Genomic DNA, 23,919 nt, shown 5'->3' with positions numbered 1-23,919 from the left:
ATCCCGCCCCCGCGGCCCTGTGCCCCGGCCCCGTACCGCAGCCCAGCCCCGCCCGGGCCGGCCCCAGTTCGTCCGAGCCCCGCCGCCGCGACCGGGCCTGCGCCGCCCCGCGAGTTCCAGTTCGCCGGATACCTTCGAGGTCGCCGGAAACATACGGCGACCTCGTACGCTTCCGGCGAACTCGCGGTGCGCAGCCGAGCTGTGCCCGTCACGCCCCGCGCGCTGCCGTGTCCATGTCCCTCGCCTACCCGCAGTCCTCTCCCGCCCGCAGTCCTCTCCCGCCGCGGGGCCCGTGCTCCAGTTCGCCGGACCCGTGCCAGGTCGCTGGAAAGGTCCGGCGACCTCGGACGCTTCCGGCGAACTCGCGATGCGCCGCCGCCCTGTGCCCGTCACGCCCTGCGCGCTGCCGCGTCCATGTCCCTCGCCTACCCGCCGTCCTCTCCCGCCGGCCGCCCTGAGCTTCAGTTCGCTGGACCCGTGTCAGGTCGCCGGAAACATCCGGCGACCTCGTAGGCTTCCGGCGACGTCGCCATGCGCCGCCGCCCGCACACGAGCGCCGACGAGAAAAAAGTTCTTGACAATTAAAATTGTCGGCGGGCAGACTGGAAGCATGTTGGACATCGGAGTGATTGAGGATCCGGCCGCGGCCGAGGCCTCGCTGGACCCGATCCGGACGCGGATCCTGCGCGAACTGGCCGAGCCCGGATCTGCGACGCAGCTCGCCGCGAAGGTGGGCCTGCCGCGGCAGAAGGTGAACTACCACCTCAAAGCGCTCGAGCGGCATGGGCTCGTCGAGCTCGTCGAGGAGCGGCGGCGCGGCAACGTGACCGAACGCATTCTGCGGGCGACGGCGGCGTCGTACCTGATTTCGCCGGCGGCGCTGGCCTCGGTGGCGCCGGACCCGCACCGGTTCTCGGACCGCTTTTCCGCCTTCTGGCTGCTGGCACTCGCTGCCCGCATGGTCCAGGAGATGGGGCAGCTGATCGCCGGGGCGTCCGCGGCCCGGCAGAAACTCGCCACCTTTGCCATCGACGGCGAGATTACCTTCCGTTCGGCGGCGGACCGGGCGGCCTTCGCCGAGGAGCTCGGCGTCGCCGTGACCAGGCTCGTGGACAAATACCACGACGGCGGTGACCTCCCCTCAGGTTCCGCGGCAGATCAGCAGGCAGGTTCCCAGGCAGGTCGCCGGCCGGAGGGACGCAAGCACCGGCTGGTCGTCGCGCTGCACCCGGCGCTCAAGGCGCCGCAGCCGAAGGCAGCGCACTCAGACCCACCAACAGCTACCCCACAAACAACCCCACAAGCCAAGGAGCAGGACAATGACTGACCAACGGAAATTCGAAATCGTCTACGACACTGAACTGCCCGGTACCCCGGAACGGGTGTGGGAGGCCGTCACCAAGGACACCCCGGCCTGGATGTTCCCCACGGACCAATGGCCGGCGGTCCGGACCGTGGACGAATACCCCACCCGTCTGGTGTCCCGGATGGACGGTCCGGATGGCTGGTTCAACCAGCTGGAGCACGTCCTGGAAGCGCTCGACGGTGGCCGGGCACGGCTGCACTATGTGCACAGCGGCATCTTTGCGGACAACTGGGATGAGCAGTACGACGGCGCCAGCAAGCACACGGCGTTCTATCTGCACACCCTGGGCCAGTACCTGAAGTACTTCGACGGCAAGCCCGTGGTCTTCGCGGACATCCAGGCACCCGCGGCTTCGCAGACCCCGGACGGCTTCGACCGGCTCAAGCGGGCCCTGGGCGTCGACACTGCCGCTCCGGGGGAGACGGTGGAACTGGAGCTCGACGGCGTCGGGCCGCTGGCCGGCGAAGTGGACTTCGCCAACGAGAACTTCCTCGGCCTGCGGACCGCGGACACGATGTACCGCTTCTTCGGGCGCAACGCCTTCGGCGCGCCGGTGGGCATGACCGTGCACGACTTCAGCGGCAGCGGGGACGCCGGGGCGACGGCGAAGGCCTGGGCCGGGTTCCTGACGAAGGTCTACGCCTGATCCCGCGACGCGCATCCTGCCTGGCGATGCCCTGAACGTTCGAGTTCGCCGGAACGGGCCGAAGTCGCCGGAATGGTCCGGCGACTTCGGACGTTTCCGGCGACCTCGAGGCGCGGGAAAGAAAGGGCGTCGCGGGACGGGCCTGTGCGCGACTCGGTTCAGGCGATGGCCGCGGCCGGCGGGGACGACAGGTTGCGCCGCAGCTGCGGGGAGGCCTCCAGCCGGTCCTGCGCCGAACGCAATGCCAGCACGGCCGTCTCCAGCTGCTCCGGTGGCAGCGTGAACGGCAACCGCAAGTACTGCTCAAACGCGCCGCCGACGCCGAACCGGGGGCCGGCGGCGAGCCGGATCCCGACGTCGGGGGCCAGCACCGCCAGTGCCGTGCTGATCGGCGCCGGGAGTCGGCACCAGACGGACAGGCCGCCGACGGGCCATTCGGGCTCCCAACCGGGCAGGTGCTCCCGAATCAGTTCCACCAGTTTGTGCCGGTTCCCGCGCAGCGCGGCCAGCCTGTCGGGGAGCGGCTCCGTCATGGCATTGACCAGATGCGCCCCGGCGAGCTGCTCCACCACCGGCCCGCCCAGGTCCAGGGTGGTGCGGGCAGCGGCGAAACGCTGAATGAGGGGCTCGCTGGCGCGGATCCAGCCGGTGCGCAGCCCTGCCCAGTGCGACTTGCTGAGGGAACCGAGGGAGACCACCGCCGGGCTGAAAGCGGCCATGGGGGTCGAGGCGGCGCCGTCGAGGTTCAACTCGCGCAGCGTCTCGTCCACCACCAGCACAGTGCCCGACGCCGCGGCCGCCTTCACGAGCCGGCGCCGCTGGGAATCGGGCATCAGCCGGCCGGTGGGGTTGTGGAAGTCCGGCACCACGTATGCCATCGCGGGCCGCTGCTGGAGCAGCGCCGTTTCCATGGCCTCGAGGTCCCAGCCGCCTGCGCCGTTGTGGGCAAGGCCGTTACCGCCTGGGCTGTGGAGACGGCCGCCGTGGACTGCGCCGTTATGGCCTGTGCCGCCGGGTGTTGCGGCAGGCATGGCCACCGGGACCGGTCGGCAGCCCGCAGCCCGGATCGCGTCGAGGGCGTTCGGGTAGCTCGGATGCTCCACCAGCACCTTGGTCCCGGACCGCCCGGCCAATGTGCGGAGCACAATGTTCAGCGCGTGCTGGGCGCCGGAGGTGACCAGGACCTGCGCGGCCGTTGTCGGGACCCCGGCGGCGGTGTACCGGGCCGCAATGGCTTCCCGGAGCGGGCCCACGCCCAGGGCGTCGTAGCCGAAGCCAGGCAGCAGGGCCGGCAATTCGGTCAGGGCCGCGGCAAACGCCCGGTGCACCACTTCGCCGCTCGCGGGCAGGGAGGCGTAAGCCAGGTCCAGGATCCCGTCCGGCACCGCCAGGCCGGGCGCGCCACTTAGCCGCAGGGCTCCGTCGTGGCCGCCGGCATGCAAGGGCCCCTGGCTTGGGATGCAGCTCCGGCTCCGACTGCCCTGGCCGCTGCTGAGGAAACCCTGCTCTCGCAGCAGGGCGTAGGCCGCCGTCACCGTGGTGCGGCTGATGCCAAGGGCCGCTGCCAGCGAGCGCTCGCTCGGCAGGGCGACGTCCAGGGCTACGCGGCCGTCGAGGATGAGCAGGCGGACGACGTCGGCCAGCTCGCGGTAAGCGGGGGCGGCACCGACGTTCCACTCGCCCAGCAGGCGGGCCAGCGACCCCGGAGTCAAAGAGACGGACATAGAGCCAGTATTTCAAACTGGCTATGGATTGCAAGGCCAGTTTTCGTGGAGGATGGAGACCATGTTGACCCGCAGACTCCTCCAGCTCCTCATCGGCCTCGCTCTTTACGGCATTTCCCTCGCCATGGTCATCCGCGCCAGCCTCGGCACGGCGCCGTGGGACGTGCTCCACCAGGGGCTGGCGGCCAGGACCGGGCTCAGCCTCGGCACGGTGGTGGTTGTTGTCAGCTTCCTGGTGCTGCTGCTGTGGATCCCGCTCCGGCAATGGCCCGGCGTCGGAACCCTGTGCAACGCGGTGCTGGTGGGGGTCTTCGCGGACATCGGGCTGGCCCTGATTCCACAGTTTTCGCATCTGGGCGGCCAGATCTGCCTGCTCGTCGGGGCCGTGCTGCTCAACGGCGTCGCCTCCGCCTGCTACATCGGCGCCCGCCTGGGCCCGGGCGCACGGGACGGGCTCATGACGGGCCTCGCCCGGCGGACGGGCTGGCCGGTCCGGGTTTGCCGCACCGGCATTGAAGTGGTGGTCCTTGGCGCGGGCTGGCTGCTGGGCGGCTCGGTCGGTGTGGGCACGGTGCTGTACGCGCTGGCCATTGGCCCCCTGGTGCAGTTGCTGCTGCCGCGGTTCACCGTTCCGGAAGCGCGTCCGGTCCCTGCGGCAGGAACTGAAGCGTCCGGAACTGAAACGGCCGGAACTGAAGCGTCCGGAACTGAAACGGAAGCCGCCGTTGCCGGGACGGCAGTCCCTGTGGCGGCGGGCAGCGGGCCGGCCGATTGATTTCCGCGGGTTAATTCCCGCGGGCCCCGTCAGCCGGCGCCTTCTCTTCCGGGGCCCGGCAGGGGCTGGCAGGTGGGGCAGTAGTAGATGTCCCGTTCCTCGGTGAAAGTGCCGGCGCCGTTCTCCTTGCCCAGGACGCCGCGGCGGATCGGAGTGCCGCATTTGAGGCACGGCTGGTGCTCGCGCCGGTAAACCCAGTAACCGGGACGCCCGGCGGTGCGGCCCACCGGCACGCCCCGCGCGTTCAGCACGGTGGTCCGCCGGCCCGGCCCGAGGTTGGCGGAGAGCAGGACCTGGGCGTCGGTAATGATGGCGGCCAGATCAGGCACTGCCGAGACGGGCGACGCCGGGTGGACTCCCGCGAGGAAGCAGGCCTCGCACCGGTAGATGTTTCCGATCCCCGCGAGCTTGCTCTGGTCCAGCAGGGCGACGCCTATCGGAACGTCCGGAGCCGCGAGCAGCCGGTGTTCGGCCTCGGCCGCGTCCCAGTCCGGGCCCAGCAGGTCCGGGCCGAGGTGCCCCACGATGGTGTCCTCCTGGTCGGTCCGGACCACCTCAAGGATGCCCAGGGAGAACCCGACGGCGTCGGCCGTGGCGGTCCGCAGCACGCAGCGGGCCGTGAAGCCGGGCTTCCGCCAGCGGCCCCCGGGCGGGTAGACCTGCCAGCTGCCCTCCATCTTCAGGTGCGAATGGATGGTGAGCCGGTCTCTGGACGTCGGGCCCTGGACGCGCATCAGCAGGTGCTTGCCGCGGGGCACCACCTCGGCCACGGTCCAGCCGCCGAGTTTCAGGGTGGCGAAGCGCGGGACCCGGAAGTCGGAGGAGACCAGTTCCTTCCCGGCCAGGGCTGCGTGCAGCTGTGCGGCGGCGCGGAAGACCGAATCGCCCTCAGGCACGGATCCTCAGTCCCTTGGGCGTGGAATAGGCCCCGGCCTGGGCGAGGGCAGCCGCCACCGGGGTGTCCAGGATGCCGTGGCCGTTGACCTTTTCCATGATCAGCTTGTCCACCGCGCCGCGGGTCACCACACCCACCAGGGCCGTGCCGGCCGCGGCCAGGACGTCGGGGTCGTCGCTGAACGCGAGCAGGGTCTTGCCGCCGCGCTCGACATAAAGCGCCAGGGCGCCGTTGACCAGGACCACGAGGGCGCCGGCCTTCCGGCCCGGGCGGTGGCCGGTGCCGGCGTCGACGTTGAGCGCGGGCCACGGCAGCGCGGCGCCGTAGGGGTTGGCGGGGTCGGTCGCGGCGAGGGCCAGGGCCACCGGTTCGGCCTTGTGCAGTTCGGCGTCTTCGACGTAGGACCGCAGCCGGTCCACCGTGGCGGGGACGGCGAACTGGGCCGCACCGAGGTGTTCGATGAAGTAGCCGCGGCGGCAGCGTCCGGCTTCCTCGAGCCGGGCCAGGACCTTGTACATGAGGCCGAAGCCGCCGAGGATGTTTTCTGCCATGACCGAGCCGCGGGTGACCACGCCGTAGCGGTCCAGGAGCAGCTCCGCGGTGGCCCGGGCATGGATGGTGGGATCGAGCTCCGGGGAGGGCAGCGCGGACCAGCGTCCCGCAGCGAGCGGGGGAGCGGGCGCGGTGCCGGTCACGGATCCGCACCGGCCGCCGGTGAGTCCCGGTGATCCGAGCAGGCCGGTGCCGTGCGCCCGTCCGAGCCGGCTGAGCCGCGGCGCGCGGGCCCGCGGGGCGCGCCCCACCTGCCGGTGCGCGGTGTGGCCGCCGGCGATCAGGGCCCTGACGGGAGCGAACGTGTCGCCGGTAATCCGGCCCGCCCAGGCGAGATCCCAGAGTGCGGCCACCACGTCCTGGTCGCTGAGCACCGAATCCATGCCGCCGGCAACCTCGGTCAGCTGCCGGAAGAAGTAGCCGCCGCCGTTGTTCTGCAGGTGCTCGAGGAGCCGTCGCTGCGCGTCGCCGGGTTCGAAGTCGATGGACGGGTTCAGCGTCAGTTCGGCCGAATCGGCGAGGTGCAGGCTCACCCAGCCGTCGTTGCCCGGCAGCGAGCCGGCACCGGACCAAAGGACCTCGCCGGCGGCCATGAGCTCGTCCAGCATGGCCGGCTGGTAGTTGGAGACGCGGCTGGCCAGGACAAGCGGCTCCCATGCCGAGGCCGGAATGGGCACGCCGGAGAGCTGGTCGATGGCCGTGATGATGCCGTCCAGGCCGCGGAGCGCGGACTGCCCGCGGCCGCCCGGGGTCCGCACGTTCTGCCAGGCGGGAAGGAATCGGCCGTAGGCGGCGGCGTCCACCGGTTCGACTTCGGCGCGGAGCGCGGCAAGGGAACGGCGGCGCAGCCTGCGGAGGACCTCGGCGTCGCACCATTCGCTCACGCTGGCCGGAGGCAAAAGGGGAGGCAAAACAGTGGGCAAAACGGCGGGCTGGAATGCCTCCTCGCCGGATCCCTCCACACCGGATTCTTCACCGCCGGCTGCCATGCTGCCCGACGTGCCCGCCGGTGGCGCAGCGTGCGGGCGGAACTCTCCTTCCACCACGCGCCCGTCCGCGGCCAGCCGCTTCAGTGCCGTGCCGACGACGGCGACGCCCAGTCCCAGCCGCGCCGCGGCCTCGGCGGCGGTGAAGGGCCCGTGCGTGCGGGCGTAGCGCGAGACGAGGTCGCCGAGGGGGTCCGCGACCGGTTCGATGAAGGCCAGCGGCACACCCATGGGCAGCGGCACGCCGAGGGCATCCCGGAGCCGGGCGGCATCCTCGACGGCCGCGAAGCGTTCGATGCCGCCGATGTTGACCTTGATCGCCCGGTTGGCCCGCTGCAGTGCGGTGAGGTGGGCGGCGGCGTCGGCCTCGGTTGCCGGGGTTTCGACAGGCAGGCCCCCCTGGCCGGTCTGGTCAGTCCCGGCGGTCCCGGCAGCCTCGCTTCCCTGGGCTGGGCCCGCCACCGGCTCCAGTCGGGCGGCGACCTCGTCCGGCGAGAGCGGACCGAGGAGGCGCAGGAGGTCCGCGACGCCCTCCAGCCCGCGCACCTGGCGGTCGCGGGCCAGCCGCTGCAGTTCGCGCTCGGTGGCCTCGATGACCTTCGCATCCAGCAGTTCGCGCAGCTCCACGCGGCCCATGAGCTCGTTGAGCAGGGTGGAATCGAGGGCCAGGGCGGCGGCCCGGCGCTCCGCCAGCGGGGAGTCGCCTTCGTAGAGGAACTGGGCCACGTAGCCAAAGAGCAAGGACTTCGCGAATGGTGAGGGCTGCTGGGTGGTGGTCTGGACGATCCTGAGCTCGCGGCGCTCGACCGACGCGGCGATGTCCTTCAGCGCCGGAAGGTCGTAGACATCCTGCAGGCACTCGCGGACCGTCTCGAGGACAATCGGGAACGTCGGGTACTTCCGGGCAACATCCAGCAGCTGCGCCGAACGCTGCCGCTGCTGCCACAAGGGCTGCCGCTTGCCGGGATTCTGCCGGGGCAGGAGCAACGCGCGGGCCGCGCACTCGCGGAACCGGGAGGCGAAGAGGGCGCTCCCGCCGACCTCCGCCGTCACGATCTGCTCGATTTCCTCCGGGTCGAACAGGAACAACTCGGCGCCCGGCGGCTCATCCTCCATCATGGGCACGCGCAGCACGATGCCGTCGTCGGCGGCCATGGCCGAGCCGTCCATCCCGTAGCGCTGCTGCAGGCGCTGGCCCACGGCCAGGGCCCACGGTGCGTGCACGGGCATGCCGAAGGGGCTGTGCAGCACCACGCGCCAGTCGCCGAGCTCGTCGTGGAAGCGTTCCACCACGAGGGTCGTGTCGCTGGGGACCACCTCGGTGGCGAGCCGTTGTTCGGCGAGGTACTGGATCAGGTTGTTCGCGGCGTAATCGTCCAGTCCGCTGGCCTTGCACCGCTCGGTGGCCGGCCCGACGTCGGACGCCGCCAGTTCGCGCATAAACGCGCCGAGGGCGCGGCCCAAGTCCACCGGCCGGCCCAGGGAGTCGCCCTTCCAGAAGGGCAGCTTGCCGGGCTGGCCGAACGCCGGCGAGACCAGGACACGGTCGTGCGTGATGTCCTCGATCTTCCAGCTGGTGGCGCCGAGCGCGAAGATGTCGCCAACCCGGGATTCATAGACCATTTCCTCATCGAGTTCGCCCACCCGGCGCCCGCCCTTGGCCGCGGCGGCGGCCGGGCTGGCTGCCCTGCCGTCCGCACTGGCGCCGCCGGAGGAACCGCTACCGCCGGTGCCCTCGACTTCGGTGCCAATGATGTAGACGCCGAACAGCCCGCGGTCCGGGATGGTGCCGCCGGAAGTGACGGCGAGCCGCTGCGCGCCGGGCCTGCCCTCGATGGTCCCAGCGTTCCGGTCCCAGATGACCCGGGGGCGCAGTTCGGCGAATTCGTCCGAGGGGTAGCGCCCGGCAAGAAGGTCCAGGGTGGCTTCGAACGCGGAGCGGGGGAGCGAGGCGAACGGCGCCGACCGTCGGACCGTGTTGAACCAGTCCTCCACGTCGATGGCACCGAGGGCCGTGGCGGCGACCGTCTGCTGGGCCAGGATGTCCAGCGGGTTGGCCGGTACGCTCAGCCGCTCGATCTTGCCCGCGAGCATCCGCTCCACGGTGATGGCCGTGTGGACCAGGTCCGCCCGGTGCTTCGGGAACAGGACGCCCTGGGAGACTTCGCCGACCTGGTGGCCGGCGCGGCCCACCCGCTGCAGGCCGCTGGCCACGGAGGGCGGCGACTCCACCTGCACCACCAGGTCCACGGCACCCATGTCGATGCCGAGCTCGAGTGAGGACGTGGCCACGACGCAGCGCAGCCGCCCGGATTTCAGGTCATCTTCGATCAGGGCGCGCTGGTCCTTGGACACGGAGCCGTGGTGGGCGCGGGCCAGCACGGGATCGGCGCCGGCGGTGCTCCCGGCCTGGGCCATCATGTGGGCCGGTGTGGCGGTGGAGGTGGGCTGCGCGGGGGCGCCGCCGGACGGCATGCCCACGCCGCCGGACGGCACCGGACTCGGCACGTCATTCGGTCCGGCTTCGAAGTCCGGGGCGCCGGCGCCAAAGTCCGTCCAGCCGCCGCCGGCTGCCAGGAGCTGGCGTTCGGCGTAGATCTCGTTGAGCCGGGCGGTCAGCCGTTCGGCGAGGCGGCGGGAGTTCGCAAACACGATGGTGGACTGGTTGGCGAGCACCAGGTCCACGATCTTTTCCTCCACATGCGGCCAGATGGAGGCCTGGGGCTGCAGCCCGGAGGCCGGGCCGGAGTCGAAGGCCCCGGCGGCGCCCTGGAGATCGGACATGTCCTCCACCGGGACGGAGACAGTCAGGTCCCAGTTCTTCCGTGACGGAGGGGCGACAATTTCCACCGGCGCCGAGCCGGCGAGGAACTGCGCCACCAGCTCCTTGGGTTCCACGGTGGCCGACAACCCGATCCGCTGGGCGGGCTTGGGCAGCAGCGCGTCCAGCCGTTCCAGCGATACTGCCAGATGCGCCCCGCGCTTGGTGCCGGCGACGGCGTGGACCTCGTCGACAATGATCGTGTCCACTTCGCTGAGGGTTTCGCGGGCCTTCGACGTCAGCATCAGGAAGAGCGATTCCGGGGTGGTGATGAGGATATCGGGCGGGTGGCTGAGCAGCGAGCGGCGGTCCGACGCCGTCGTGTCCCCGGACCGGACGCCCACGCTAATGAGCGGGGCCGGCAGGTCCAGGCGTTTGGCGGTCTGCGTGATGCCGATCAGCGGCGCGCGGAGGTTGCGTTCGACGTCGACGCCGAGAGCCTTGAGCGGGGATATGTACAGCACGCGGGTCTTGCGCTGGGGCGCCTTGCCTCGAGCAGGCTTCCGGCGCCCACCCTTGACCGCCGGGTCCAGGCCGGGCAGGGCTTCGGGCTCTGCGGGCGCGGAGACAAGCAACCGGTCCAGCGCCCAGAGGAACGCGGCGAGCGTCTTGCCGGAGCCGGTGGGTGCGACGACGAGGGCGTGCGCACCGGAGGAGATGGCATTCCATGCGCCGTTCTGGGCCGGTGTGGGCGCGGAAAAAGCGCCCAGGAACCAGTCCCGGGTCGGCCGGCTGAACCGGTCCATGGCGTCGGCCGCGAGTGTGCCGCCGGCGAGCTCCTGCCCCTTCATTCCTCCATCATGCCCTACCCCGCCGACACTATTGGCCGGGCAACATCATGGGGCGGCGGGTCCCGCGGGGGCCAGGTGCCCCGGGACGGGCGGGAGCGCAGACGCGCTGGATCAGAGACGCGGGGGACGGGTGTTACTTGGGCTGGAAGGCACCGATGGTCAGCAGGTTGATCTCCGTGTTGGTGCAGGCGTCCAGTTGCTGCGGAATGAACAGCGACGCGGTGTCGTTGGGCGGGTAGACCCGGAATCCTGCCGCCGGTGTCTTGGTGCAGTCCGGGTAGTTGGCGGCCTGGGTGTAGCGCAGGGTGGCTGTGCCGGCCTTGCCCGGGGCAAGCGTGACGTCGGTGACCGGGCCCGAGTCGTCGCGGGTAGCGGCGGCGCCGATCGGCTCACCGTCGGCCCCTGCTGTGAGGGAGACGCCCGCGAAGCCCTTCAGCAGGCACGGTTCGGTGCCGGAGTTGGTCAGGATCAGCTGCATGTAGATGCTGCCGGCCGCGCCGCCGCCCGTGGCGTCGGTGGTGCCGGTCAGGCTTGCGGCCTTGCACAGCTGGGGGCCGCCCTTGGCGGTGGACGGTGCGGCGGCCGCAGAGGATTCCGGCGCGGCGGCGGACGTCGCGGGCGGCTGGCTGGTCTCCGTGGCAGACGGGCTGGGCGGGGACGTGGCCGACTGGGCCTGCGTCGAGCTGCCCCCGCAGCCGCTGAATAGGAGGGCCGCCGCGGCAGCCGTTGTCACAACCAGTGCGTGCTTCATTCGCTGAGACCTCATGGCTCAACCATTATCCCCGCCGTTGCCTTAGTCAACGATGCCACTGCGACGGAGCCCGATTGATGTCCGGATTGTGATTTCCCGGCATCGGCCGAGGTCAACTGCGCCGCGTGCTCTATTCCGCAGCCGGCGAGCAGCTGCCCTAGTCGGTCTCGGGCCCCGAGCAGTAGTGGCAGTCGTCGGGGCAGGAAGCGGCCCAGGGGTCCGTCCCGGCCGCGGACCCGGACAGGATTTCCGGCTGCCGTGCCAGGGCCGTTGGCCGGTCAGTTGCCAGCATGGCCGGCTCCTTCGGGGTCTGCCACGCTCAGTTCAAAGCCGTCGGCAACGTGGAACAGCTGACGGTGCCCGCCGTCGGAGAGCACCCATACGACGTCGCCGTCGGGCGTGCGGTTATCGACCAGGCCCGCGTGCTCAAGGCGGCCGCCACGGTGGAGGTGGACGGCGTCGCCGATCTCGACATCGTCCCAATGGGCGGCGCTGCCGGAAGGCCGGTTTTTCTGCAAGGTCATGAGGAGTCCTGAACGGTCACGGGGAAACGAGGATGTGACCCAGCTAACCGTGGAATGGCCTCCCGCCTCAATGGTCAAGTGAATGAGACACTGACCTACTGTTGTGCACAAGTCCAGGGCCGGAAGTTCAGGGCAAGAGCCCGGGCAGAACTCCGGACGCTAGGCGGCCGTCTACGTGTCCGTGCGCGCGGCTCGGCGGGTCAGCCAGGCAAAGGTGGGCGGAGGGGGCGGCGGGACAGCCGCTGGCCCGGCCGCCGTGCGCCCCGAGGTGCCCCCCGCTGCCGCGCGGCGCCGGCGCAGCTCCAGGGCGAGGCTCTCCTGGCCGCGGGCCATCGCCCAGCGGTGGTTGGCGGCGAAGGCCGGCTTCAGCAGCCAGCTCAGCCGCCGCAGCAGGGGCTTCGCGGTACTGACGCGCCAGTCGTAGGTGATGACCGTTTCCGGCCCGTCCGGCTCGAAGGTCCAGCGGCCGGTGCCGTTCAGATCGCCTGCCGCGGTGAGGGCGAAGCCGCGGGCCGTGACGGGCTCTGTAACCGTGAGGGTCCAGCGGAGCGTATAGGGCAGCCAGCCCTTCGTGTAGAGGCGTACAGGTCTGTGCATTCCGGGCCCGGGCTCCGGGCCGCCGGCCACGGGCTCGACGCTGAGATAGACGGAAGGCCACCAGCGCGGCATGGCCGTGGCGTCGCCCAGGACGGCCGCGACCTCCTCCGGCGTGCCCGCCACGCGCCAGACGGTCCTGAACTCATAATCTGTGCTGCCCATCGGGGCCTCCTTTCAGCCCTGCGTGGATGCCCTCACTATCAATTCGGGCGGAAAGACCACCTGGGTGGGTGCAAAGCCGTCCTCCGATGCCGCCTCCCGGAGCAACAGTTCCAGCGCGGTGGAGCCGATGAGGGCGCTGGGCTGCCGGATGGAGGACAGCGGCACGACGGCGGCGGCGGCGAACTCTATGTCGTCGTAGCCGATCAGGGCTATCTCCTGCGGCACCTTGACGCCGCCCATGAGCATCAGGCCCTGCAGGGCACCCACGGCAAGCAGGTCGTTGGCTGCAAAGATCGCATCCGGGCGTTCGGCTTCGGGCCGGGCCTGGATGGACTCGCCGGCCGCCCTGCCCGAAAGCACGGTCAGGGATTCCGTGGCGATGACCTCCAGCGTTGCACCCGCAACGGCGTCGATGGCCTTCCCCGCCCCCGCCAAACGGTCCGCTACCTGCCGGATGCTTGCCGGGCCGCCGATAAACGCGATCCGCCGCCTGCCCAGCGACAATAGGTGGGCCGCAGCCATCTCCCCGCCCGCCAGGTCGTCCACGGCCACGGAGGAGAAGCTCGTGTTCTCTGTCTGCCGGTCCACGAGCACTGTAGGGATGCCCCGGCGCCGGAGCTGCTCCAACCGGGGAATCACATTTCCTACCGGGGACAGCAGCACGCCCCGCACGCGCTGCTGCTCAAAGAGGTCCAGATACGCGGATTCCCGGCCCACGTCCTCGTTGCTGTTGCCGACGAGGACGGTGAAGTTCTCCGCGGCGGCGCGGTCCTCCGCGCCCCGGGCCAGATCCGAGAAGAAGGGGTTGGCAGCGTCCAGGACCACCAGGCCGATGCTGTGGCTCATGCCCGCGCGCAACTGGCGCGCGGCGTCGTTCCGGACGAAGCCGAGCTTGTCGATGGCGGACTGGACCCTCAGGGTAACTTCCGCGGAAACCTTCTGCGGCCGGTTCAGCACATTGGAGACCGTCCCCACCGAGACGCCGGCCAGTGCCGCGACGTCCTTGACGCTCGCTGAAACCATTTCCTGTGCTCCTGAAGGTGGACGCCGCAGCCCCTGGGGCCAGGCGGCGCGTACGCAAAATAGTCACTTCAGGATACCCGTCCGGGGTCCACTTTGAACCCTTTCATTGAAACGAATCAAAAGCCGCATCACGAATGCCTGACGTCAGTTGACGTGTTGATTTGAAGACCTTATGATTCAAATCACAACTCGTTATGAAACGATTCATTGCGTGTTCACTAGGCACAGTTCACTAAGCCCCAAAGGTGCGGTCAATTTTATGCAGCAGACACACAGTTCCCGGTCCGGCCCCGCTGAGGGGGAGCAGGTTCCGGTCCTCTCGCTTTCCCACGCAGCCAAGACCTTCGGCCCGGTGGTCGCCCTGGCCGACGGCACCATCCACATCGAGGCTGGCGAAATCCACGCACTCGTCGGCGAGAACGGCGCCGGCAAGTCCACGCTGGTGAAAATCCTCGCAGGCCTGCACCACCCCGATTCCGGCGACTTCCAGGTGGCAGGCCAGAGCGTCCAGTTCCGCAATGTTGCCGAGAGCAAGGACGCCGGAATCTCGGTCATCTACCAGGAACCCACGCTCTTCCCGGACCTGAGCGTCGCGGAGAACATTTTCATCGGCCGCCAGCCCAAGGGCCGCTTCGGGCTCATCAGCAAAGCGACCATGGTCAGGGAGGCGCGCAAGCTGTTCGAGCGGCTCGGCGTTCCGATCGACCCGACCCGCATCGCCGAAGGCCTGTCCATCGCGGACCAGCAGATCATTGAAATCGCCAAGGCCATTTCGCTGGACGCCAAAGTCCTGGTGATGGACGAGCCCACGGCAGCCCTCAGCGGCGTCGAGGTGGAACGGCTGTTCGCCGTGGCCCGGAGCCTCCGGGACCGCGGGACCGGCATCCTCTTCATTTCGCACCGTTTCGACGAAGTCTTTGACCTGTGCGACCGCATCACCGTGATGCGGGACGGCCGGTACATCTCCACCCACCGCACGGCCGACGTCACCGTCGAGCAGATCGTTCGCGAGATGGTGGGCCGCGACATTGGCGCCCTGTTCCCCAAGACCCCTGCCGAGATCGGCGACGTGGTCCTGAAAGTGGACGGCCTCAGCCGCGCCGGGGTGTTCCGCGATATCAGCTTCGAGGTCCGCGCCGGGGAAATCGTTGCCTTGGCCGGCCTCGTCGGCGCCGGCCGCACAGAGGTGGCCCGTGCCGTATTCGGAATCGACCCCTACGACGCCGGCGATATCACCTTCGACGGACGCAAGCTCAGGCCGAGGAATCCCCAGATGGCCATCACCGCCGGCATGGGCTTCGTGCCGGAGGACCGCCGCAAGCAGGGCCTCGTGATGGACCTGTCCGTGGCCCGGAACGTCACGCTCACGCTGCGCAACAAGTACACGACGGCGGGCCTGATCAACGGGGGCGCGGAGCGGCGCGCGGCCCAGGAATGGAGCAAACGGCTCCAGGTCAAGACCGGCTCGCAGGAGTACGCCGTCTCCACGCTCTCCGGCGGCAACCAGCAAAAGGTGGTGCTCGCCAAGTGGCTGGCCACGGACCCGCGGCTGCTGATCATCGACGAGCCCACCCGCGGCATCGACGTCGGCACCAAGAGCGAGGTCCACCGGCTCATATCGGACCTCGCCGGGCGCGGGATCGCGATCCTGATGATCTCCTCCGAACTGCCCGAGGTCCTCGGCATGGCGGACCGCGTCCTGGTCATGCGCGAAGGCCGGATCACCGCCGAACTCGACCGTGCCGATGCGAACCCCGAATCGGTCATGCACGCCGCCACGTCTTCCGCAGGAGGAACCCTGTGAGCTCAGCTCTGGACCACAAGAACGCAACGACGCCGGCACCCGACGCCGGAGCCCGGGGCGCCGTCGCCTCGCTGCTGCGGATGCGCGAACTCCCCGTGCTGGTCGCGCTGGCACTGCTGGTACTCGTCACCTACCTGATCAACCCGCTGTTCCTCACCGCGCAGGGCGTGAAGGACCTGCTGCTCAACGCCACGATCATCATGATTCTGGCGGTGGGGCAAACCCTGCTGATCATCACCAGGAACATCGACCTTTCCGTCGGCTCCATGCTGGGGCTGGTCGCCTTCGGCACCGGCTCCCTTTTCTCGGCCATGCCCGACGTGCCGATCATCGCAGTCTTTGTGATCGGCATGGCCTTCGGGGCGCTGCTGGGCGCCGTCAACGGCGCACTGGTCACCCTCGCCAAAGTACCCGCCCTGGTCATCACCCTCGGGACGCTCTACGTGTACCGCGGCCTGAACAACGCCTGGGCCGGCGGCAAGCAGTACTTCGCCGGCGACCGTCCGGAGGAGTTTGGCGCCCTCTCGGTGAACACCTTTCTGGGGTTCCCCGTCATCACGCTGCTGGCCATCGTCGTCGTAATCGCCGTCGCCATCTACATGTCCGGCACCCGCCCGGGCCGTGACCTTTACGCCATCGGCTCGGACCCGGACGCGGCCACCGCCTTCGGCATCAAGGTCTCCAAGCGCGTGTTCCTCGCGTTCCTGGCCAACGGCGCGCTCGCCGGCCTGGCCGGTGTGCTTTACGCCAGCCGCTTCAACTCCGTCGGCGCCACCACCGGCACCGGGATGGAACTGACCGTAGTGGCGGCCGCCGTCGTCGGTGGTGTGGCCATCTTCGGCGGCAGCGGATCGGTGACCGGGGCCGCGCTCGGCGCCGTCCTCCTGACCACCATAACCAGCTCCCTGACCGCCCTGCGGGTGGACAAGTTCTGGCAGCAGGCGATCGTCGGCGTGCTGATCCTCACCGCCATCATCATCGACCGCGTGGCCAGCCTGCGCACAGCCAAGAAACTGCGGATTAGCGAGGCTCGCAATGTCTGAAACCACGTCCACCACCAGCACGGCGCCGGCTCCCGTGGCTGACAACACCAAGCCGCTGGCCAGCGAACCGAAGGGCCGGACCGGGGCCGCGCGGATCCTGATGGGCCGTGACGCGGTCACCATCTACGCCCTGATTGCTTTCCTGATCTACGCCGCCATCGCCATCCCGCGCTTCGCCTCGCCGGTCACCACCGGCTTCCTGCTCCTGGACGTGATCCCGGTCCTGCTGATTGCCATGCCGATGACGCTGATCATCATCACGGGCGAAATCGACCTGTCCGTGGCCAGCACCGCCGGCCTGACCAGCGCCCTGATGGGCGTCCTCTGGGCCGGCGGGACGGACATCTGGCTGGCCCTGGCAATCAGCCTGCTGGCAGGAATTGCCGCCGGCATGTTCAACGGCTTCCTGATCGCGGTCCTCGGACTGCCCTCCCTGGCGGTCACCATCGGCACCCTGGCGTTGTTCCGCGGCCTGGCCCTGGTCATCATCGGCGACAACGCCGTGGCCAACTTCCCCAAGGCGCTGACCGCCTTCTTCACCTCCAAAATCGGCGGTACCGGCATCCCCACGGTGATGATCGGCGTCGTGGTGGTGATGGTCTTCTTCGGCGTGCTGCTGCACTTCACACCGTTCGGACGCGGCCTCTATGCGATGGGCTACAGCAAGGAAGCCGCCAGCTTCGTCGGGATCAACGTCGCCCGCAGCAAGTTCTGGCTCTACGTCGGGTCCGGCGCCGTTTCGGCTCTCGCCGGCATCTACTGGACGCTGCGCTACACAAGCGCCCGCAGCGACAACGCCTCCGGCCTGGAACTGGCCGTCATCGCCGCCGTCCTGCTCGGCGGCGTGTCGATCTTCGGCGGCAAGGGCTCCATCCCCGGCGTCATCGCCGGCGTCCTGCTGATCGGCACGCTCAACTACGCCCTCCGCCTGGCCCGGGTGTCCGACGTCGTCCTCATCACGGTGACCGGACTGCTGCTGATCCTCTCAGTGGTGGCGCCGAGCATCGGCTCCGCCATCAGGCAATGGCGGCACACCCGCCGCGTCCGCCGAAGTTTCACCCGCAAGGCCACCTGAAATCTGCACACCACAACAAACCGCGCCCGCCTGGGACCGGCTGTACCGACCGCACGAAGGAAAAGGGAAGAACAATGATGTTGAACCGCAAGAACAAGGGCCGGACCGGCCGACTGGGAAGCATGGTGGTCATCACCGCCGTGGCCGCACTGGCGCTGACAGCCTGCAACAGCGGCTCTGCATCCTCGACCGACACCAGCAGCCCCTCGGCAGGGGGCGGGGACCAGAAGATCACCTTCATCCCCAAGCAGCTGAACAACCCGTACACGGACGTTGTTCTGGGCGGCGGCAAGAAGGGCGCCACTGAGGCAGGATTCGCCTCCTCGCAGGTCGTCGGACCGCTGGAAGCCTCCGCCTCCAGCCAGGTTTCGTTCATCAACGCCGAGACTCAGGCCGGCACGAACGTCATCGCGATTGCCGCCAATGACCCCGACGCCGTCTGCACCGCCCTCGGCGAAGCCCGTTCCGCCGGCGCCAAGATCGTCGCGTTCGACTCGGATACCAATCCCGACTGCCGCGACATCTTCATCAGCCAGGTCGTCGCCAAGGACGTTGCCTTGATCCAGACCAAGCTGATTTCCGAGCAGATCGGCGGCAGCGGCGAGATCGCCATCCTGTCCGCCACCGCCAACGCCACCAACCAGAACGAGTGGATCAAGTACATGGAGGAGGAGCTCGCCTCCAACCCCGCGTACAAGGACATCAAGCTTGTGGCCAAGGTCTACGGCGATGACAACGACACCAAGTCCTTCCAGGAAGCCCAGGGCCTCATGCAGGCCCACCCGAACCTGAAGGGCATCATCTCGCCCACCACAGTGGGCATCGCCGCCACCGCCCGGTACCTCTCAACGTCCGCCTACAAGGGCAAGGTTGCCCTGACCGGGCTCGGACTGCCGAATGAAATGCGGCCCTTCGTGAAGGACGGCACCGTCAAGGAGTTCGCCCTCTGGGATCCGGCACAGCTCGGCTACGTGGCGGCGTTCGCCGGCAAGGCCCTCAAGGACGGCAAGATCACCGGCGCCGAAGGGGATACCTTCACCGCCGGCGAACTGGGCGAACGCAAGGTCGAAAAGGGCGGCCTGGTGATCGTCGGCCCGCCGACGGTCTTCAACGCCGAGAACATCGACAAGTACAACTTCTGATCCGTTCCTGACCCATCCCGAGCGGCCGGGCGGGCCGCCGACAGCCCGCCCGGCACCTCACCACTTCACTCCGTTCCACTTCACCGGTGCCGCAGCACCGGGCCCACGGCGTCAACTCCACAGCCGTGCCCGGAAACCACGTTCCGGAGCCCCAGATCCCCCTTTTCATGCCGGAAGGCCCCCACATGAACCAGAAACAACCGGCAGACCGGCTGCTGCAACCGCACCGGCGCCGCCCCACCCGCATCGGGCTGGTCTCCGGCGGTCTCGGCGCCTACTGGCCCCAGTTCCCGGAGCTGCTGCCGCAGCTGCGGGAGTCCGTCCGGTACGTCACCGGCCGCTTCCAGGAGCTCGACGCCGACGTCGTCGACACCGGCTTCATCTCCGACGCGCAGGAGGCCGCCGCGGCCGGCGAAAAGCTCCGCGTCGCCGACTGCGACCTCATCGTCATCTTCCTCACCACGTACCTGACATCCTCCATGGTCCTGCCCATCGCCCAGCGCGCGAAGACCCCCGTCCTGGTGATCGACCTGCAGCCAACCGAAGCGATGGACCACGCCAACTTTGACACCGGCAAGTGGCTGGCCTACTGCGGCCAGTGCCCGGTGCCGGAGGTCGCCAACGTCTTCCGCCGGGCCGGGATCGACTTCCGCTCAGTCTCGGGGCACCTTAAGCAGGAGTCCGCCTGGGAGCGGATCACCGCGTGGGTCCACGCCGCCGGCGTCCGCGCCCGGCTCCGCAATGCCCGGCACGGGCTCATGGGCCACCTCTATCCGGGCATGCTGGATGTCGCCACCGACCTCACCACCGTGTCCACCACCTTCGGCTCCCACGTGGAGGTGCTCGAATTCGATGACCTCCGCGAACGGGTCAACGCCGTCACGGAGGCGGAGGTGACCGAACGGCTCGGGCTCGCCCGCGAACTTTTCGTTGTGGATGACTCCGTGAACGACGACGACTTCGCGTGGGGCGCCAAGGTGTCCGTCGGCCTGGACCGCCTTGTGGAGGACTTTGACCTGGACTCCGTGGCCTACTATCACCGCGGACTGGCCGGCGAACAGCACGAACGGCTCGGCGCCGGGATGATCCTGGGCTCCTCCATCCTGACGGCCCGGGGCATCCCGATGGCCGGCGAGTTCGAGCTGCGGACCTCCATCGCCATGCTGGCGGCCCAGGCGATCGGCGCCGGGGGATCATTTACCGAGATCCAGGCCCTGAACTTCCTCGACAACGTGGTCGAAATGGGACACGACGGCCCGGCCCACCTGGCCGTGTCCGCCCAGGACCCGCTCCTGCGCGGACTCGGCATCTACCACGGCAAACGCGGCTGGGGCGTCTCGGTCGAATTCGATGTTCGCCACGGCCCCGTCACGACCTTCGGCCTCGGCCAGGACCCGGACGGAAGCTACGTGTTCGTCACCTCCGAGGGCGAGGTGGTTCCCGGCCCGCTCCTGCAGATCGGCAACACGACCTCCCGGGTGGACTTCGGCGGGGACCCCGGGCTCTGGGTGGACGTCTGGAGCCAGACCGGAATCGGCCACCACTGGGCCCTGTGCGTCGGCCACCGCGCCGCCGACATCAAGGCCGCCGCATCCCTGCTGGGCATCGAACACCGCCACGTGGTGCTCTCATGAGCACGCAACGCGTCTGCTTCCAGCTCCAGGTCAAGCCCGCGCTGATCGGGGAATACACCCGCCGGCACGCCGCCGTCTGGCCGGAGATGCTCCGGGCCCTGAAGGCCTCGGGCTGGAACAACTACTCACTCTTCCTCCGGCCCGACGGGCTACTTATCGGCTACTTCGAAACGGACAGCCTGACCGAAGCCCAGGCCCGGATGGCAGCCACTGACGTCAACGCCCACTGGCAGGCCGACATGGCCGGCTTCTTCGACGACCTCGCCGGAGCGCCGGACCAAGGCTTCCTCCAGCTCACCGAAATCTTCAATCTCGAGGACCAGTTGTCCGCAGCAAACGCCGCCGGGGACAACCACCAACCGCAGAAGGAACAACCATGAACACCACAGAAACGGCCCTGGGCCGCCTCGGGGAACTCGCCATCGAGGTCCCGTCCTGGGCCTACGGCAACTCCGGCACCCGCTTCAAGGTGTTCGGCACTCCCGGCACCCCGCGCACGGTCCACGAGAAGCTGGCCGACGCCGCGAAGGTCCACGAACTCACCGGACTCGCGCCCACCGTGGCGCTGCACATCCCCTGGGACAAGGTGGATGATTACGCGGCCCTGAAGGAGTTCGCGGCGGAGCTCGGCGTGGGACTCGGCACCATCAACTCCAACACCTTCCAGGACGACGAGTACAAGTTTGGTTCCCTGACCTCCTCGAACCCTGCGGTGCGCCGCCGCGCGATCGACCACCACCTCGAGTGCCTGGAGATCATGAACGCCACGGGCTCGCGGGATCTGAAGATCTGGCTCGCGGACGGCACCAACTACCCGGGCCAGGACGACATGCGCGGCCGGCAGGACCGCCTGGCCGAGTCGCTGCAGGAAATCTACGCGGCCCTGGGCGACGAGCAGCGCCTGGTGCTGGAGTACAAGTTCTTCGAGCCGGCTTTCTACCACACCGACGTTCCGGACTGGGGTACTTCCTACGCCCAGACCCTGGCCCTGGGCGAGAAAGCCTTTGTCTGCCTCGACACCGGCCACCACGCCCCCGGCACCAACATCGAGTTCATCGTCATGCAGCTGCTGCGCCTGGGCAAGCTCGGCTCCTTCGACTTCAACTCCCGCTTCTACGCTGACGATGACCTGATCGTCGGTGCGGCGGATCCCTTCCAGCTCTTCCGCATCATGCACGAGGTCATCCGCGGCGGCGGGTTCGGTAAGTCCCCAGGAGAGAACTCAGCCGTCGCCCTCATGCTGGACCAGTGCCACAACCTGGAGGAAAAGATCCCTGGCCAGATCCGGTCCGTGCTCAATGTCCAGGAAATGACCGCCCGCGCCCTGCTGATCGACACCGATGCGCTGGCCGAGGCCCAGCGCAGCGGCGACGTCCTGGCCGCCAACGGCATCTTCAACGATGCCTTTTACACCGATGTCCGCCCCGCGCTGGCGCAGTGGCGTGAATCCCGCGGCCTGCCCGCGGACCCGATGGCCGCCTTCAAGGCCAGCGGTTACCAGAAGAAGATCAACGAGGACCGCGTCGGCGGCCACCAGGCCGGATGGGGCGCTTAAGAGTTATGACTGAGAACAAGACTGTCGAAGAACTGATCTCCCGTTCGAACCGCCTCGGCGCGGACAAGCGGAACACCAACTTCGCCGGCGGCAACACCTCCGCCAAGGGCACCGAAAAGGACCCCGTGACCGGCGAGGACGTCGAGCTCCTGTGGGTCAAGGGCTCCGGCGGGGATCTGGGCACGCTGAAGGCCGAGGGCCTTGCCGTGCTGCGGCTGGACCGGCTGCAGGCGCTCAAGAACGTTTACCCCGGCGTCGAGCGTGAAGACGACGTGGTGGCCGCGTTCGATTACTGCCTGCACGGCAAGGGCGGCGCCGCCCCCTCGATCGACACCGCCATGCACGGCCTGGTCGACGCCGCCCACGTGGACCACCTGCACCCGGACTCCGGGATCGCCATCGCCACGGCCGCCGACGGCGAGGCCCTGACCAAGGAGATCTTCGGCGAGAAAGTGGCGTGGGTGCCGTGGCGGCGCCCCGGCTTCCAGCTCGGCCTGGACATCGCCGCGATCAAGGACGCCAACCCGCAGGCCGTCGGAACCATCCTGGGCGGCCACGGCATCACCGCCTGGGGCGCCACCAGCGAGGAAGCCGAAGCCAACTCGCTGTGGATCATTGAGCAGGCCGAGCAGTACATCAAGGACCACGGCAAGAACGAACCGTTCGGTCCCAAGCTGCCTGGCTACGCCGCCCTCCCGGAAACCGAGCGCCGCGCGAAGGCCGCCGCCCTGGCCCCCGTGATCCGCGGACTCGCCTCCACCGACAAGCCGCAACTGGGGCACTTCAGCGACGACCCCGCCGTCCTGGCGTTCCTCGAAGCCGCCGAACACCCGCGGCTCGGGGCCCTGGGCACGTCCTGCCCGGACCACTTCCTGCGCACCAAGGTCAAGCCGCTGGTCCTGGACCTGCCCGCCGACGCCCCGGTTGAAGACTCTGTGGCCCGGCTGAAGGAACTCCACGCCGCCTACCGCGAGGACTACCAGGGGTATTACGACCGGCACGCGACCCCGGACAGCCCCGCCCTGCGCGGCGCGGACCCGGCGATTGTGCTGGTGCCCGGCGTGGGCATGTTCTCCTTCGGCGCGAACAAGCAGACCGCCCGGGTGGCGGGGGAGTTCTACCTCAACGCCATCAACGTCATGCGCGGCGCCGAAGCCGTCTCCACCTATGCCCCGATCGAGGAAGCCGAGAAGTTCCGGATCGAATACTGGGCCCTGGAGGAAGCCAAACTGGCCCGGATGCCCAAGCCGAAATCCCATGTTGGCCGGATCGCACTGGTGACCGGGGCGGCGTCGGGCATCGGCAAGGCGATCGCCACCCGCTTCGCCGCCGACGGCGCGTGCGTGGTCATCGCTGACCTGAACCTGGACAACGCCCGGGCCGTGGCCGCGGAACTCGGCGGCGCCGACGTCGCCATCGGGGTCCAGGCCGACGTCACCGACGAAGCCCAGATCGCCGCCGCCATCCAGGAAGCCGTCCTGGCCTTCGGCGGACTGGACCTGGTGGTCAACAACGCGGGGCTCTCCATCTCCAAGCCGCTGCTGGAAACCACGGAAAAGGACTGGGACCTCCAGCACAACGTCATGGCCAAGGGCTCGTTCCTGGTGGCCAAGGCGACCGCGCAGGTGATGATCGGCCAGGAGATGGGCGGGGACATCATCTACATCTCCTCCAAGAACTCCGTGTTCGCCGGCCCGAACAACATCGCCTACTCCGCCACCAAGGCAGACCAGGCCCACCAGGTCAGGCTCCTCGCCGCGGAACTGGGCGAGTACGGGATCCGGGTCAACGGCATCAACCCCGACGGCGTGGTCCGAGGCTCCGGGATCTTCGCCGGCGGCTGGGGCGCCAAGCGCGCCGCCGTCTACGGCGTGCAGGAAGAGGAACTGGGCAAGTACTACGCCCAGCGCACCCTGCTCAAGCGCGAAGTGCTGCCCGAAAACGTGGCCAACGCCGCCGCCGTGCTCACCGGCAGCGAGCTCTCCCACACCACGGGGCTCCACATCCCCGTGGACGCCGGCGTGGCCGCGGCCTTCCTGCGATGAGCCTTCCT

19 protein-coding genes are annotated in these 23,919 nt (G+C 69.1%); 11 read left to right on the top strand and 8 right to left on the bottom strand.

What is annotated here, in order from left to right; genetic code table 11:
* Positions 1–610: 610 nt before the first annotated feature.
* Together AC1D1A_RS09425 and AC1D1A_RS09420 are read left to right on the top strand one after the other, a co-directional pair.
* Positions 611–1,327 carry an ArsR/SmtB family transcription factor gene (locus AC1D1A_RS09425; protein WP_476947606.1) on the top strand — a complete coding sequence of 239 codons (717 nt, stop codon included), beginning with the start codon at positions 611–613 and terminating at the stop codon, positions 1,325–1,327.
* A complete protein-coding gene (locus AC1D1A_RS09420; RefSeq protein WP_476888271.1) occupies positions 1,320–2,012 on the top strand; it encodes an SRPBCC family protein in 693 nt (230 codons plus the stop codon). The genes AC1D1A_RS09425 and AC1D1A_RS09420 overlap by 8 nt, the downstream gene beginning before the upstream one ends.
* A gap of 158 nt (positions 2,013–2,170) precedes the next feature.
* On the opposite strand, the gene yczR is transcribed toward AC1D1A_RS09420, so the two are convergent.
* Positions 2,171–3,736 carry a MocR-like transcription factor YczR gene (gene yczR / locus AC1D1A_RS09415; RefSeq protein ID WP_476857791.1) on the bottom strand — a complete coding sequence of 522 codons (1,566 nt, stop codon included), beginning with the start codon at positions 3,734–3,736 and terminating at the stop codon, positions 2,171–2,173.
* Between the two features lie 61 nt (positions 3,737–3,797).
* Between yczR and yczE the strand changes: the two genes are divergently transcribed.
* The gene (gene yczE / locus AC1D1A_RS09410; protein WP_476857790.1) at positions 3,798–4,511 is read left to right on the top strand and encodes a membrane protein YczE; all 714 of its coding nucleotides are present in this window, start codon (positions 3,798–3,800) and stop codon (positions 4,509–4,511) included.
* A gap of 29 nt (positions 4,512–4,540) precedes the next feature.
* Here yczE and AC1D1A_RS09405 read toward each other — a convergent pair whose 3' ends face one another.
* The 7 genes from AC1D1A_RS09405 to AC1D1A_RS09375 all read right to left on the bottom strand — a co-directional run bounded on the left by AC1D1A_RS09405 (position 4,541) and on the right by AC1D1A_RS09375 (position 13,613).
* Positions 4,541–5,407 carry a DNA-formamidopyrimidine glycosylase family protein gene (locus AC1D1A_RS09405; protein ID WP_476874482.1) on the bottom strand — a complete coding sequence of 289 codons (867 nt, stop codon included), beginning with the start codon at positions 5,405–5,407 and terminating at the stop codon, positions 4,541–4,543.
* On the bottom strand, positions 5,400–10,556 hold the full coding sequence (locus AC1D1A_RS09400) for a DNA glycosylase AlkZ-like family protein (protein ID WP_476947605.1): 5,157 nt from the start codon (positions 10,554–10,556) through the stop codon (positions 5,400–5,402). The genes AC1D1A_RS09405 and AC1D1A_RS09400 overlap by 8 nt, the downstream gene beginning before the upstream one ends.
* Positions 10,557–10,689: 133 nt before the next feature.
* Positions 10,690–11,322: a DUF4232 domain-containing protein gene (locus AC1D1A_RS09395; RefSeq protein WP_476860101.1), complete on the bottom strand. Its 633-nt coding sequence runs from the start codon at positions 11,320–11,322 to the stop codon at positions 10,690–10,692.
* Between the two features lie 142 nt (positions 11,323–11,464).
* Positions 11,465–11,599, bottom strand: a complete 135-nt coding sequence (locus tag AC1D1A_RS09390) for a hypothetical protein (RefSeq protein ID WP_275450882.1) — start codon at positions 11,597–11,599, stop codon at positions 11,465–11,467.
* The gene (locus AC1D1A_RS09385) at positions 11,586–11,831 is read right to left on the bottom strand and encodes a hypothetical protein (protein ID WP_028277167.1); all 246 of its coding nucleotides are present in this window, start codon (positions 11,829–11,831) and stop codon (positions 11,586–11,588) included. Before AC1D1A_RS09385 ends, AC1D1A_RS09390 begins: the two co-directional genes overlap by 14 nt.
* A gap of 171 nt (positions 11,832–12,002) precedes the next feature.
* Positions 12,003–12,590 carry an SRPBCC family protein gene (locus AC1D1A_RS09380; protein WP_476860446.1) on the bottom strand — a complete coding sequence of 196 codons (588 nt, stop codon included), beginning with the start codon at positions 12,588–12,590 and terminating at the stop codon, positions 12,003–12,005.
* Positions 12,591–12,602: 12 nt separating this feature from the next.
* A complete protein-coding gene (locus tag AC1D1A_RS09375; RefSeq protein WP_476947604.1) occupies positions 12,603–13,613 on the bottom strand; it encodes a LacI family DNA-binding transcriptional regulator in 1,011 nt (336 codons plus the stop codon).
* 259 nt (positions 13,614–13,872) lie between these two features.
* On the opposite strand from AC1D1A_RS09375, the gene AC1D1A_RS09370 reads away from it, so the two are divergent.
* The 8 genes from AC1D1A_RS09370 to AC1D1A_RS09335 all read left to right on the top strand — a co-directional run bounded on the left by AC1D1A_RS09370 (position 13,873) and on the right by AC1D1A_RS09335 (position 23,911).
* Positions 13,873–15,417 carry a sugar ABC transporter ATP-binding protein gene (locus AC1D1A_RS09370; RefSeq protein WP_476860445.1) on the top strand — a complete coding sequence of 515 codons (1,545 nt, stop codon included), beginning with the start codon at positions 13,873–13,875 and terminating at the stop codon, positions 15,415–15,417.
* Complete coding sequence (locus AC1D1A_RS09365) at positions 15,414–16,460, top strand: ABC transporter permease (protein ID WP_476857786.1); 1,047 nt, start codon at positions 15,414–15,416, stop codon at positions 16,458–16,460. Before AC1D1A_RS09370 ends, AC1D1A_RS09365 begins: the two co-directional genes overlap by 4 nt.
* Positions 16,453–17,535 (top strand): ABC transporter permease, encoded by a 1,083-nt coding sequence (locus AC1D1A_RS09360; RefSeq protein ID WP_476860444.1) that lies wholly within the window; start codon positions 16,453–16,455, stop codon positions 17,533–17,535. The genes AC1D1A_RS09365 and AC1D1A_RS09360 overlap by 8 nt, the downstream gene beginning before the upstream one ends.
* Before the next feature lie 74 nt (positions 17,536–17,609).
* Entirely contained in the window at positions 17,610–18,677 is a 1,068-nt protein-coding gene (gene rhaS, locus AC1D1A_RS09355) for a rhamnose ABC transporter substrate-binding protein (RefSeq protein WP_476947603.1), read from the top strand.
* 185 nt (positions 18,678–18,862) lie between these two features.
* Positions 18,863–20,311, top strand: coding sequence for an arabinose isomerase (locus tag AC1D1A_RS09350; protein WP_476850646.1), 1,449 nt, complete (start codon positions 18,863–18,865; stop codon positions 20,309–20,311).
* The gene (locus AC1D1A_RS09345; RefSeq protein WP_223914439.1) at positions 20,308–20,691 is read left to right on the top strand and encodes an L-rhamnose mutarotase; all 384 of its coding nucleotides are present in this window, start codon (positions 20,308–20,310) and stop codon (positions 20,689–20,691) included. Before AC1D1A_RS09350 ends, AC1D1A_RS09345 begins: the two co-directional genes overlap by 4 nt.
* A complete protein-coding gene (gene rhaI / locus AC1D1A_RS09340) occupies positions 20,688–21,866 on the top strand; it encodes an L-rhamnose isomerase (RefSeq protein WP_476850644.1) in 1,179 nt (392 codons plus the stop codon). Before AC1D1A_RS09345 ends, rhaI begins: the two co-directional genes overlap by 4 nt.
* A gap of 5 nt (positions 21,867–21,871) precedes the next feature.
* A complete protein-coding gene (locus AC1D1A_RS09335) occupies positions 21,872–23,911 on the top strand; it encodes a bifunctional aldolase/short-chain dehydrogenase (RefSeq protein ID WP_476850643.1) in 2,040 nt (679 codons plus the stop codon).
* The last annotated feature ends 8 nt before the right edge of the window (positions 23,912–23,919 follow it).

Source organism: Arthrobacter sp. P1_B9, from assembly GCF_056406495.1.
This window is presented reverse-complemented; position numbering and strand designations above follow the sequence as displayed.

Excerpts from the sequence above, each read along its gene's own strand:
- AC1D1A_RS09425 (WP_476947606.1), top strand. The coding sequence starts at position 611 with ATGTTGGACATCGGAGTGATTGAGGATCCGGCCGCGGCCGAGGCCTCG.
- AC1D1A_RS09420 (WP_476888271.1), top strand. The coding sequence starts at position 1,320 with ATGACTGACCAACGGAAATTCGAAATCGTCTACGACACTGAACTGCCC.
- yczR (WP_476857791.1), bottom strand. The coding sequence starts at position 3,736 with ATGTCCGTCTCTTTGACTCCGGGGTCGCTGGCCCGCCTGCTGGGCGAG.
- yczE (WP_476857790.1), top strand. The coding sequence starts at position 3,798 with ATGTTGACCCGCAGACTCCTCCAGCTCCTCATCGGCCTCGCTCTTTAC.
- AC1D1A_RS09400 (WP_476947605.1), bottom strand. The coding sequence starts at position 10,556 with ATGAAGGGGCAGGAGCTCGCCGGCGGCACACTCGCGGCCGACGCCATG.
- AC1D1A_RS09395 (WP_476860101.1), bottom strand. The coding sequence starts at position 11,322 with ATGAGGTCTCAGCGAATGAAGCACGCACTGGTTGTGACAACGGCTGCC.
- AC1D1A_RS09390 (WP_275450882.1), bottom strand. The coding sequence starts at position 11,599 with ATGCTGGCAACTGACCGGCCAACGGCCCTGGCACGGCAGCCGGAAATC.
- AC1D1A_RS09385 (WP_028277167.1), bottom strand. The coding sequence starts at position 11,831 with ATGACCTTGCAGAAAAACCGGCCTTCCGGCAGCGCCGCCCATTGGGAC.
- AC1D1A_RS09380 (WP_476860446.1), bottom strand. The coding sequence starts at position 12,590 with ATGGGCAGCACAGATTATGAGTTCAGGACCGTCTGGCGCGTGGCGGGC.
- AC1D1A_RS09375 (WP_476947604.1), bottom strand. The coding sequence starts at position 13,613 with ATGGTTTCAGCGAGCGTCAAGGACGTCGCGGCACTGGCCGGCGTCTCG.
- AC1D1A_RS09370 (WP_476860445.1), top strand. The coding sequence starts at position 13,873 with ATGCAGCAGACACACAGTTCCCGGTCCGGCCCCGCTGAGGGGGAGCAG.
- AC1D1A_RS09360 (WP_476860444.1), top strand. The coding sequence starts at position 16,453 with ATGTCTGAAACCACGTCCACCACCAGCACGGCGCCGGCTCCCGTGGCT.
- rhaS (WP_476947603.1), top strand. The coding sequence starts at position 17,610 with ATGATGTTGAACCGCAAGAACAAGGGCCGGACCGGCCGACTGGGAAGC.
- AC1D1A_RS09350 (WP_476850646.1), top strand. The coding sequence starts at position 18,863 with ATGAACCAGAAACAACCGGCAGACCGGCTGCTGCAACCGCACCGGCGC.
- AC1D1A_RS09345 (WP_223914439.1), top strand. The coding sequence starts at position 20,308 with ATGAGCACGCAACGCGTCTGCTTCCAGCTCCAGGTCAAGCCCGCGCTG.
- rhaI (WP_476850644.1), top strand. The coding sequence starts at position 20,688 with ATGAACACCACAGAAACGGCCCTGGGCCGCCTCGGGGAACTCGCCATC.
- AC1D1A_RS09335 (WP_476850643.1), top strand. The coding sequence starts at position 21,872 with ATGACTGAGAACAAGACTGTCGAAGAACTGATCTCCCGTTCGAACCGC.